10 protein-coding genes are annotated in these 12,723 nt (G+C 34.2%); 6 read left to right on the plus strand and 4 right to left on the minus strand.

From position 1 onward, the window contains the following. Nucleotides 1–12 precede the first annotated feature (12 nt). The 4 genes from AAEO57_RS03890 to AAEO57_RS03905 form a co-directional block, all read right to left on the minus strand. Nucleotides 13–792: a TatD family hydrolase gene (locus tag AAEO57_RS03890; RefSeq protein WP_341689676.1), complete on the minus strand. Its 780-nt coding sequence runs from the start codon at nt 790–792 to the stop codon at nt 13–15. Nucleotides 793–940: 148 nt separating this feature from the next. After that, nucleotides 941–2,587, minus strand: a complete 1,647-nt coding sequence (locus AAEO57_RS03895; RefSeq protein WP_341689678.1) for a S41 family peptidase — start codon at nt 2,585–2,587, stop codon at nt 941–943. 178 nt (nt 2,588–2,765) lie between these two features. Then, nucleotides 2,766–3,491 (minus strand): tetratricopeptide repeat protein, encoded by a 726-nt coding sequence (locus AAEO57_RS03900; RefSeq protein WP_341689679.1) that lies wholly within the window; start codon nt 3,489–3,491, stop codon nt 2,766–2,768. A 6-nt stretch (nt 3,492–3,497) separates the two neighbouring features. Further along, nucleotides 3,498–4,079 carry an RNA polymerase sigma factor gene (locus AAEO57_RS03905; RefSeq protein ID WP_341689680.1) on the minus strand — a complete coding sequence of 194 codons (582 nt, stop codon included), beginning with the start codon at nt 4,077–4,079 and terminating at the stop codon, nt 3,498–3,500. A 128-nt stretch (nt 4,080–4,207) separates the two neighbouring features. On the opposite strand from AAEO57_RS03905, the gene AAEO57_RS03910 reads away from it, so the two are divergent. From AAEO57_RS03910 to AAEO57_RS03935, 6 genes are all read left to right on the plus strand, one after another. After that, nucleotides 4,208–4,507, plus strand: coding sequence for a hypothetical protein (locus tag AAEO57_RS03910; protein WP_341689681.1), 300 nt, complete (start codon nt 4,208–4,210; stop codon nt 4,505–4,507). A 206-nt stretch (nt 4,508–4,713) separates the two neighbouring features. Next, nucleotides 4,714–5,697: a hypothetical protein gene (locus AAEO57_RS03915; RefSeq protein ID WP_341689683.1), complete on the plus strand. Its 984-nt coding sequence runs from the start codon at nt 4,714–4,716 to the stop codon at nt 5,695–5,697. A gap of 184 nt (nt 5,698–5,881) precedes the next feature. Next, nucleotides 5,882–7,834, plus strand: a complete 1,953-nt coding sequence (locus tag AAEO57_RS03920; RefSeq protein ID WP_341689685.1) for a PKD domain-containing protein — start codon at nt 5,882–5,884, stop codon at nt 7,832–7,834. Nucleotides 7,835–8,018: 184 nt separating this feature from the next. Next, nucleotides 8,019–10,682 carry a CHAT domain-containing protein gene (locus tag AAEO57_RS03925; protein ID WP_341689687.1) on the plus strand — a complete coding sequence of 888 codons (2,664 nt, stop codon included), beginning with the start codon at nt 8,019–8,021 and terminating at the stop codon, nt 10,680–10,682. Next, entirely contained in the window at nt 10,634–11,071 is a 438-nt protein-coding gene (locus AAEO57_RS03930) for a retropepsin-like aspartic protease (RefSeq protein WP_341689689.1), read from the plus strand. Before AAEO57_RS03925 ends, AAEO57_RS03930 begins: the two co-directional genes overlap by 49 nt. Nucleotides 11,072–11,126: 55 nt before the next feature. Further along, on the plus strand, nt 11,127–12,647 hold the full coding sequence (locus AAEO57_RS03935; RefSeq protein ID WP_341689691.1) for a T9SS type A sorting domain-containing protein: 1,521 nt from the start codon (nt 11,127–11,129) through the stop codon (nt 12,645–12,647). Nucleotides 12,648–12,723: the final 76 nt, after the last annotated feature.

Here is a 12,723-nt window from a genome sequence, read left to right on the forward strand (position 1 = left end):
GTAATCGGGGTATTAAATCCCAAAAACGTCTTTAGAGTTTTGCGTTGTTAATTCTGCAATTTCTGTATCTGAAAGTTCGTAAATTTTGGCCAGTTTTGCAATTACATTCGTTAAATAACTGCTTTCGTTGCGTTTACCCCTGTATGGAATTGGCGCGAGGTAAGGTGAATCGGTTTCTAAAACAATATGTTTTAAATCAATTTGATGTAAGAATTGGTCGATTTTTCCGTTTTTAAAAGTCACTACGCCTCCTATTCCCAGCTTCATATTATACGAAATTGCCTGAAGCGCCTGCTCGTAGGTTCCGGTAAAACAATGAAAAATTCCAAACAAATCGGCTGATTTTTCTTCTTCCAGAATTTCAAAAATTTCATCAAAAGCTTCACGGCAATGAATTACGATAGGCAATTTGTATTGCTTTGCCAGCTGAATTTGTCTTTTAAAAGCGATTTGCTGCTCTTTCAAATGCGTTTTATCCCAATACAAATCGATTCCGATTTCACCAACGGCGTAAAATTTTCTTTTTGAAAGTTCTGTTTCCACATGCTGCAACTCCTCCAGGTAATTATCTTTCACGTAAGTGGGATGCAAACCCATCATCAGAAACACATAATCCGGATAATTTTGCTCCAAATCGTACATCGACTGTGTAGCTGCAGCGTCAATAGCCGGAATAAAAAAACGGGTTACTCCGGCATTTATAGCTCTTTGCATCATTTCATCACGATCCTGATCAAACTCTTCAGAATATAAATGCGTGTGGGTATCGGTGATTATTGTAGTTGAATTCAATTGTTTGTTTTTTTAAAGTTGTCAAAATTACGACAATATTAAAAGAATAGCAATTTGCTTTTTGAACGCTGATAAAACGGATTCACTTTCGTGAAAACGCGGATGAAGCAGATTTTTTTATCATTCTTGTCATTTCTGACAATAAAACTTATTTCCCGGTTTCAATAAAAACCAAAGCTCTTTCTAAAACCTCATCTCTGCCTTCCTGAATTCCTTTAATGGTTGGTTTGACTTCAATATCAGGAACAATTCCAATTCTTTGGGTTTCTCTTCTATCCGGATAATAAACGCCAATACCGGTGTATCTGGTATGAAATCCTTTAAAATCAAGTTCCATTGCATTTCCATCTGTTCCTGCAGTCTGACTACCAATAATTGTGGTGTTGTCTGCAGTTTGAAAACACATAGCCGTCCATTCTGCCTGACTCATTGACTCTTCATTAAGCAGAACAATAACCTTACCCTTGTAATTATTTTTATTTTCAGTTCCACAATTTGTCCCCTCTTCCCATGTATATCTTCCAGGATAATTAGGATAAGGGTAGGTGTAAATTGCAAATTTCTTTTCCTTAGAATTTAAAAAATTTGCAATCTCTGCGTAAGTTTCATTTGGGTAATTTCTCAAATCAAAAACTATTGCTTTTGTAGATTTTAAGGCTTCAATCATATCCGGAATATGTTTCACTTTTATAATTTCCATATCTACATAACCAATGTTATTTTCTAAAAGCTTAAATTTTTCCTTTTTTTTAATTGCACCCTTTTTAAATTCATTTCTGTGAGAATCATGATAATCATACCAAATCATTGATTTTGTCTGGTACTTTCCATTTTTTAGAAACTCTACAGTAACATTTTCAGAATTGCTTACTAAAATTCGTTTTACAACCTTGTCTAAATAGGCAGACTCGTTTGAAGCACTTATTAGATCTCGATTTTCTGAAATCAATTGTTTTACTGTTTTGTCGTTTATCTTAGTAATGACATCTCCTGGTTTAATATGATCTGCCTCAGCTAAACTATCTCCCAAAATCTCTGTAACAACTAATTTTTCATCAATTATTTTACCCGTTGCCGGAAAATATGCAATTGTTTTTGGTGCTGAAATAAATGGATATATCATAAGTTCAACGTGGCTGTCATTAAGTTTCGCAGACAATTTTCGCATTACCACATAAAAATTGTAATCACTTTCAGCTTCTGTAACAAGCGGCAATATTTGTTTTAAACTCTGATCCCATTTTTGATCCATGACATATTTATAAGGAAAATAATATTCAATTACATTCCAGTACGCAAACAACATTAAGATTCTGGAACCTTTATTATTATAGTCCAGGTTGTAGTAATTTTTTATTTTTTTTAAAGCATCGAAATCGGGTCCGAATTCTTCATTGCCCTGAAACCTGTTCTCTTCAATAAATTTCAGTTTCTTCGAAAGTTTTTTTGAAAACAGCTTATTATTAAACCAGCTTAAATCGAAATTCTTATCAAAAAACTCAATTTCTTTCGTTATAGCAATCGGAGCAATTTCTTTTACCGATCCAAGTTCATCAATCCAGTTTTCTAAGATCAGGGAAAACTCTTCTTTGGTTTGTGCTCTTTCAATTTTAGGCAGTTTTTCCAAAAGCTGATTGTCCCAATTCAATTCTCCCCCGGCAACTTTCGGGTGATAATATTTTAAAAATCCCCAGACTTTACAGGTTGATACCAACTTTTCGGTTTCCGTAATTTTGGTATAGCCAAAGGAAATTTGTGAAAATAGAACAAGAAGAGTTAAAGTAATTTTCTGCATTTAATGACGGTTAAGGTTATAGATAGTTTCTGGTTAAATTTATAAAACCAAAATCGAATATAGAACTAAAAAATCTAAATTCATTTTTATGTAACCATTTTAGAAACAAAAAAATTCGCAAAGCATTTAAAAACTTTGCGAATCTCTGTGTAAATTCTCCGTGTACCTCAGTGAATATCTAATCCAAAGCATCTAAAAGCTCCTGAACTTCATCATAGTCTTCATAATCTTCCGAAATTGTCTGCAAGATTTCTTTACTGGCTTTATAATCTTTTAGTTTTAATTTTATTAAAGCCAGATTCCATAGTGCTTTGTCTTTGTAAACAGAACTTCCCGATTTCAATTCATTAAAAACAGCTTCTGCTTTTTTATACTGACTAATTTGCAATAAAGAAACCCCATAATAATATTGAATTTCCGAAGTTTTATTTTCTTTCAAAACTGCTTCAAAAAAAGGAACCGCTTCTTTGAATTTTCTGTCATTAAACGTTTTTTCGGCCTGCATCAAATTTTCATTCGCATTACTTCTCTCGGTAAAATGAGCCTGACCCGGGTGATTATAATCACTAAAAGACGGATTTTGATTGTAGTCAAAAAAGAACAATCCGAACAAAATAGCCACAGATGCCGCTGCTGCAAGATACCACGGACGCATCAATACTACTTTTGGCTTGTCTTTATTGAAATGCTGATCTGAAATATCGGATAGATTTTCTCTAAACGAATCTCTTTCATCCTCGTGTCCGAATTTATTATCCAATTGACTCAAAACTTCTTTAAAAGTCCTGAATTCAGCGGCAAATTCTTCATTTTCTGAAAGCTGCTTTTCAAAACTATTTTTTTCCTCCACAGTCATTTCTCCCTGAAGATATTGATCAAATAATATGTAACGTTCTTCGTTCATGACTCATTATTTTTTTAGCGATTTAAAATTCTTTGCTTCCTGAATCCACTGTGTCAATTGTCCCACGCACAACGATTTCTTTTTACGTACGTAGCCGTAAGTTACGTTTAGCTTCTCGGCAACTTCTTCCATTGATTTAATGGCAAAACTCAGTTTAAGCAGTTCCTGACATTTATCTCCTAATTTTTGGAACATCGTGTCAAAAAGCTGCTGTTTCTCATCAAATTGTTCGGTTTGTTCAACCAAATCGAGAGCAGATTCATTAATAGATGCAATATCTTCATTAATTGTTACCCCTTTATTTGAAGTTTTTTTCAGCTCGTTTAGCCATTTCCTTTTACACAGTAAGAAGAAGTAGGCATCAAACGGACAGGTCATTTGCAGTGTATTCGCTTTGGCCTGATTAAAAAGCAGAATCATGATTTCCTGAACCACATCCTGCGCCTGATCCTTATCGCCGGAATTATTCATGATATAGAAAACCACTTTGGGAACAAAATTTTTATAGATAGAACGGATTATTGCCGAGTCATTTGCGGCAATTCCGTCAATATACATTTGATCGGGATGAATTGTCTTTTTTTCCATCGTTGAGAATTATCAGCTAAAGTTAAAAAAAGAAACTGAAAAAAAAATTAAGTCAAAGGGGTAACAATTCTAAAAACAAATTGATATAGTACTACAAATGGCTTTTTTTAAATTAAAATCACAGAGAAATGAAAAGTTATCAATTGACAACCGATAAAAATTCTGCCAGATTTCAGCAAATACTGTCAGACAAAATTCGCAACGGATTTATCGTAATCGAAAAAAACGACAAACTCCCTTATGTGGTTTTATCTAAAGAAAGAAAACAAATCGATTCTTCATTACAACTGACTTTGGTTTTTGCAACTCTGGGACTCTGGTCTATTGTCTGGCTGTATTTAATTATTCGTCTTTCAAAGAAAAAAGAAATACTGGTTGCAGTCGATGAAGACGGAAATGTTTTTGAAGAAAAATGCCTTTCCAAATAAATTTTTCAAAAAAATAAAAAGCAGGGGTAACAATTTTAAAAGCCGGTTGATATAGTCATAGAAAACACATTAAAAAAATAAATTTTGAAAACAAGGGTAACAATATCAAACCCGAATTGATATAAGAGCATAAAAACGATCATTAACAAACCGAATCTGAAACCAACCTGAAACTTTCAGGACAGATTTATAAAAATTTAGAAATCATGAACACAAATTTTAAAAAAATCGGATTATTATTTTTAGCATTGGCCACATTTGCAAGCTGTGACGACAGCGACGGAGCAGAAGATAAAATTACACCCCCATCTGCTTCTGAATTTGCAGCAGTAAGAGAAGATGCTTTGGCAGGAAAAACACAACATTTTACAGCAACAGCCGGAGCCGGAACCATCACCATAACTTCTGCAAAAGGAGTTAAACTAAACATCAACGGAAACTGTCTTACCAAAAACGGAAATGCCGTAACCGGAACAATTGATATTGAATATGTTGAACTTTTTGACAAAGGAAGCATGTTGGTTACCAACAAACCAACCATGGGCTTAACAGCTGACGGAAAGAAAAACCTTTTAATCTCCGGCGGGGAATTCTTTATCAAAGCGACGCAAGGCGGTGTTGAACTTCAGACTTCCTGCTCAATGAGTATGATTGTTCCAACAACTCTAACTGGCGGACTAGACAACGCTATGACATTGTGGACCGGTGTAATTGATGAAGCAGAAGAACTTGTATGGAGAGAAGCCAAAGCCGGTGCTGACGGCGCTAACGGAAAAGGTGGTGTACAGGGAGAAGGAAACAACTATTATGTAACTTTTGGAAACTTCGGATGGACAAATGTTGATAAATTCTACAGCGATCCAAGACCTAAAACCACTATTTTGGTAGATGCTCCCGAAGGTTATGACAACAACAATTGCGCAATTTACCTGTCTTATGACGGTGAAGGAACAAATGCTTTGGCAAAATTAGACACTTATACAGCAGCAGGATTATTTAGCGAACACTACGGTCAGATTCCGGTTGGTTTAGCCTGTCACATCATTTTTGCAACAGAAGATAACGGACAATGGCGCTATGCAATCAAAGGTGTAACTATCGCAGCAGACCAAACCTACACCTTTACACTTGCCGAAACAACTGTCGGTTCAGAAGCGCAACTGGTGGCTGCAATCAATGCAATTCAGTAACTTTCAAATACTTTTTTTAGAAAAAAGTGGTGATTTGCTCATCACTTTTTTTTACATTTAATGCTGTTTTAAACTAATTTCTGATGATTTTCAGAAGCTAATCCTGCTGTACGCTGTATCTTTTATGCCGAACCCCGGCACAAAAGGATGCCGCTCCCATCAGGGCTAAAAAACCTCCTCGACCATGAAAAAACTTTTATGCTGTTTCATCTTTCTTTCATCAGTAATGGTGTTCGCGCAAATCAAAGTAAAAGACACCATCACCCGAAGAGCAAACATCAGCTACACCCAGAAAGGCAATTCGGTAACTTTTAAACCCGAAACCCCGCCGTTAATTCCGATTGCTGGTGCCCCAAAACCAAGCTATTCTTATTTATGGGAACTTGGCGACGGACATTACACTAAAGAAGCAGAACCAAAACATACCTATAAAAACAAAGGGAATTATACCGCCCGATTGGCTGTTACCAACAATTACGACAACGGAAAACCTCCCGCAACACGTCCAAAAAAGGTAGCCGTTAACGATATTACCGATAACAATTACAAAGACATAGCCTCTATCGCAGACCAAAACGGATTTGCCATCCTAAAAAATTGTGACCCGATTCCGGAACAGGAAATGGTAGTCGTAGTCAGTTATCAAAATCTGGAAAATTATGTTGCCAATGGCAAGCTCTATCTTTTTTACAACGAAAAGCAATTCAAAAACAACAATTTCGAATTGTCCGATTTCAGGACCTATGCCGGCGAACGTGAAGTAAAAGAAAAAACCGTTGCCGCTATAGATGATCTCGACGATACAAAATCGTATCTGGCTTCTGCCGAAAATACTTTTAAACTCAAAAAATATAAAAAAACCACTACCGAAGAAGATCTTGACGCATCTTTATTAGATGCCAATAAAACCTATCATAATGTTTCTATTCTGGAATTTGATGATGCCAATCCAAACGAAACCCGAAATGTTTTCTACACTTTCAAAACCACTCCGGAAATGATCAAAGATACCAGTGCAACAGTTACCATGCGCGGGATTTTTGTACCCAACCGCAGTTTTAAAAACCATAAAATAAAAAACCTCGAAATGGAAATCGTAACTTCTCACGACCCAAATAAAATGGGTTCAAATGGCAGTTTTATGAATTACAGACTGGTTCGTTTTAAAAGAGTGAAATTCAAAACCCGTTTTCAAAACAACGGTGAAGGTCCTGCCAGAAAAATTCGCTTAGAAACCGATATTCCGGATATGTTCGACAAAAAAACATTCCAGATCGAAAGTATGTATCCCGAATGCCCGATTTGCCCAAAAGGCGAAGAACCAACGGTTAGCTGCCTGGACACTATCATCACAAAAAAACAAATTATTTTTACGTTTAAGAACATTTACCTTCCGGGAACTGAACAAAAAAATGTTCAGGAAAAAGACAGTACCAAAGGTTTTGTCCGTTATTCGATGAAATTTGGTGAAGACTTTCATAAAGTAAATACCAAAAGCCGGACATCCATTATTTTTGATAAAAACGAACCTATCATAACTAACTACGCCACTACCCGATTCTTACCCGGAATTTCTATCGGGGCAAAAGCGGGGTATAATTTTTATCCGGACCTCGAAAAATCGACGAGTTATTTTGTAGGTGCTACTATTTCGCCCTTTAAAGCCTATCGTTTTTACTGGCAGGCAGAATGGATAAATGCTTTAAACAAATACAATAGCGCTACAAATGTTGTAACAGAAGCTTTTACAAACGCAAACGGAACAAGGCAATTGGAACGCACAACAACTACGACCGAAAACAAAAGCGTTAATTGGGAAGTACCTGTTTTGATTCGGTACAACATTAATAATTATATAGGTGTCGGAGCCGGAATTCAGGCCAATATCAATGTGGCATCAGAGCAGAGTCAGGATATAAAAATAGAAACTTTTGAAAATGAAAAAGAAAGCATTTTAATTAAAACGACAACTTCAAACAATACCGTAAAGAACTCATTTACTGATTTCAAAACCGGTATTTTGTTTGATTTTACAGCAGGTTTCGCCAGAATCGGACCGAGTCTGGGCGCACGTTATGTAATTAACTTTGAACAGGATTTTAATTATTTTCAGGTGTATGGGATTTGGAGGTTTTAATTTGTTTTACCATATAAGTGATATAAGTTCATATAGACAGACATATAAAACTTATTTGCTCCCCTTACATGAAATTAAAACATGTGTCAGGCTGAGCGGAGTCGAAGCCATTTCCATCTAAAAAGCCTTCGACTCCGCTCAGGTTGACATCATTCTTTGTATAAAAATATACGCAACACATTATATGAACTTATATCGCTTATATGGTTTAATTTTCTTCTTCCTGACTCTAACTGTTTTTGGACAAAACACCGAAGACAAAATTTACAACACCATTGATATTTTTGTCGCTCATCCTTCCGCGAAAGCGTTACAAAACTTAAACAATATCGAAAACAATTTCTGGAAAAATCCAAAACCTAAAACCAAAGACGAATTATTATCGATAGTGGTTTTAAACTGCAACAAAGCGTATTATCAAAACCAGTTTGGACAAACACACAACGCAGTTTCGAGTTATGAAAAAGCCTGGCAAATCTATCAGAAATACAAACTCAAAGATTACGATATCATCGAATATTGTTTAAAACCTTTAGGTAATTTATATACTGTTTTAGGCGATTACGATAGTGCCGAAAATACTATAAAACAATATTATTTTATAGTAAATACTTCTAAAAAATATCCTGAAACTCAAAAGCAAAAATTTGCAGCGATTCTTAATTTATCGAATGTGTATCAAAATTCAGGTAAGATTTCTTTTGCCATTGCATTACTGGAAAATACTTTGAAAACGGAACAATTATCAAATCCTCAAAAAGGTATTTTGCTGAATAACCTCGGGAATAATTATTTATTAGATTCCAAAAGAAATCTAATGCCACAAGAGTTATATAAAAAGACAGAAAACGCATTTAAATTGGCTGTTAAGTATTTGGAAAATGAAAAAGCTCATTCAGAGAATTTATCTAATTCCTATCGAAATCTTGCAGCAGTCAGTCGGGAAACACACCGGTTTAAAATTGCCGAGTCTTATTTAGAAAAGGCAACTACACTCTTTCTGGAAACTCCGAATCAACAACCCCGAAAAATTGCAAAACTTTATTATGAAAAGGCATTACTACTTTTTGATGAAAAAAAATATGCAGAAAGCAGCAAACAAATAACAGCTGCTTTTAAAATTTTAATTCCGAATTATGCTGCAAAAAATATACTGCCAAACGAAAATGAATTGTATGCCGAAACAATTTTAATGGATATTTTGGACTTACAGGCCGCAATCTTTACAAATCAAAAGCAATTTGAAAAAGCAATTCAGGCTTATAAACTTTCTTTTCATATTGAAGACTTATTGATTAATGAGTTAGTATATGAAAACTCTAAAATCATTTCACAAATTCGCGCCAGAAATCGTACAGAAAAATGTCTTTTGATATATGATCAATTATTTAAAAAAGAAAACAAAATTCAACATTTAGAGGAAGCCTTTCAATTGGCAGAAAGCACGAAATCAGGAATTTTACAACGTTATGTTTCGAATATTAAAAACGCTTCCGCAACAGAAAAAGAACTTTGGCAACAACTTCAAAACGCTAATAATTCGATTTTAAAAGAACAGCAAAAGGGAAATCGGGCTAACATTTCAAATATCAATCTGGCAATAAAAAAGCAAAATGAACTGATGCTTTCATTGAAGAAAATTCAATCTGAAAATCCAAATTCGATTCCTGAAAATTTCGATTTAAAAGGGCTGTTTTCAAAATTAGAAAAAGATAAAGCAGTGATGGTTTATTATTTTATGGGGGCTGAATACCTGTATTATTTCACTTTACAAAATAACAGAATCACTTTAAATCATTTTGATGTTACAGACGCTGCAATTCCGAAAATTTTGAAATTTATAGACTATTTTAGTACTGCTGATGCGATTACAAATGATATGGTTGGGTATAGTTATTATGGAAAAAGAGTTTATGATTTACTAAAACTGCCTTCAAACGCAACTTATAAAAACCTGATTATTGTTCCTGATGGCATCTTGAATTTTCTGCCTTTTGAAGCCTTGATTACAAAGGAATCTAATACAACAAATTTTGCCAAAATGAATTATTTGCTAAATGATTTTAGGATTGCATATAATAATTCGGCAAATATGTATCTGAATTCAAAACCGATTTCAAAATCTGATAAAACCGTTTTGGGCATATTTCCTGTTTTTAAAAACACAGCTTTTGAATTGCGTTATTCAAAGAAAGAATTAGAATCTATTCGGAGTAATTTTAAAGGGAGATATTTAGAAAATGCCGATGCCTGTTTCGATAACTTTAAAAGAAATATAACCCATTATTCAATTCTTCATTTAAGCACACATGCTGCTGCCGGTGATGTTGAAACTCCGGCAAGCATTAAATTTTATGATCAGGAAATTTTATACTCTGAGTTATATAATCTTAATATAAATCCGGATTTAGTGGTTTTGAGTGCCTGTGAAACCGGAATCGGAAAACTCTACAAAGCCGAAGGTGCCATGAGTGTGGCTAGAGGCTTTCAGTTTGCAGGGGCACAGAATCTGTTATTTTCTTTATGGAAAGTAAACGATTACACCACATCCGTTTTTATGACTGATTTTTATAAGAATGTAAAAAACGATGATCCTTATTTTGAAGCTAATACAAATGCAAAACTGAAATATCTAAATGATAAATCGATTCCAAACGCTAAAAAATCTCCTTATTACTGGAGTTCATTTGTATATTACGGTTCGATTTCTACAGAAACAAATTCAGCCAACTATATCTATTACATCATTAGTTTATTGATTATAATTGGTTTATTTTTGGTTTTCAATCACTATCGAAAATGGAAAATCTTCACGAGGTTCTCAAAAAAGAGAAATACAAAAAAATAAAATTCAAGGTTACCAAAACCCAGCATTTAGCTATTAAAGTAAAAATCAATGGTGTTTCGGGGAATTTCATTTTAGATACTGGTGCATCAAACTCCTGTGTAGGTTTTGAAAGCGTCGAACACTTTGAACTACTTACCAAAAAATCTAAAACCAAAGCGGCGGGTGCAGGCGGAACAGGAATGAGAACGCAGATCTCCAAACAAAATTTACTTCAGCTGGGTTCCTGGAAAAATACTGATTTTAGTCTGGTTATTTTTGATCTTTCGCACGTTAATGAAGCTTTAAGACAATACAGGGCAAAACCCGTTCATGGCATAATTGGTGCAGATGTTTTGCTGGAAGGAAAAGCAATTATTGATTATTTTAATCATTATTTATACCTGAAGTAAAAAAGTAAGTTTTTTAGCTATATTTGCCAAGCCTATTTTTAACAAATGTATACGTATGAAAAAAACTCTACTTGGTTTACTTTTTTTATTTACAAATTTATTTCATGCCCAGATTAGTAATATTGAACATTGTGCAGGAGATAATTCGTTTAATTTAACCTCTCAAAAAACACTTTTGATTGGCAATTTGAATCCTGCTGAAACTACAGTAAGCTATCATTTAAGTCTTGCAGATGCTACAAATAATACAAATGTCATTGCAAACCCAGCCAATTATATCAGCAATGTAGCCTCTAAAACTATTTATGCCCGAATTGATAATAACGGAGTAGTTACTACTAATTATTTTAATTTGATATTATACTCTTCTGTAACATCAACAGTAATCATTGAACCAATATCTTGTCAAAATGAAAAAGGAAAAATAACGATTCAGGCTACTGGTGGCAAAGGTCCTTATATTCATTCAATTGATGGAGGATCCTATTCTGCTAGCAATGTATTTACTGATTTGGTTGCAGGGGTATACGAAATAAGCACAAAAGATGCTTTAGGCTGTGAAACTTCATTATCTGTTACTGTAACTTCATATACACCTATAAAAATTATTCCATTAACGGTAGCTCCTACTTGCAATGGCCAGTCTAACGGCCAGATACATTTACCAATCACAAGTGGTGGAAATGCTCCTTACACTTACATCCTGAGAAACTATACTACCGGAGAACTTTCCACAAATCCATTTTATGGAAACATTTTTCATAACTTAGCTGCTGGTCGTTACATCGTAGAAGCTACTGATGTAACTGGATGTAAGGAAATTGCCTTTGTAGATTTATTAGAGCCTACAAAATTATTAGGAAATGCACTTGTAGAAAATGTAAATTCAATACAATTGTCAGGAACTGGGGGTATTGGTCCTTACACCTTTGCTATTTCACCTAAATTATATGCGTTTTCAGAACAAAATACATTTACAAATTTAGAACCTGGAGATTATACCTATCTAATCAAGGATTCACAAGGATGTATTTTTACTTCTGATTTTATAATTAATCCATCTGCACCTTTAATAAATGGTAAAAACGCAATAAATTTTGATTTTACACCAGGTCAAACCTTAGCAGACATTGTTGTTGATGGTCAAAATATAAAATGGTACAGTTCTCCAAATTCTTTAAGTGGAAAAACGAGTAAGTCTGCCGAAACAACTTTGCCTTTAACAACAATTTTGGTTGACGGAACTACTTATTATGCCTCTCAAACTATAAATGGTGTAGAAAGTGCCCAACGTCTCGCTGTTACTGCAAAATCAAACGGAGCACTTTCAAATGAGGATTTTGTTTTACCAAATTTTAAATTTTACCCAAATCCTGTAAAAAATAAATTAGCACTAAGCAACACTGGTAATATTGATGAAGTCGAAATATTAGCCGTTTCAGGAAAGTCTGTTTTAGTTAAGAAAATAAACGACATTCATTCTGAAATTGATTTATCAAATATCTCAACAGGTGTATATTTCCTAAAAGTAAAATCTGAAGGAAAAACTAAAACCATCAAAATTGTAAAAGAATAAAAAGGTTAAATTTCAAATCTGAAATTCCAAATTCCAAAATTTAGTTTTGCTAAAAATAAATAAATCCCAAACTCCT

The organism is Flavobacterium calami (genome assembly GCF_038290035.1).
Taxonomy (GTDB): Bacteria; Bacteroidota; Bacteroidia; order Flavobacteriales; family Flavobacteriaceae; genus Flavobacterium; species Flavobacterium calami.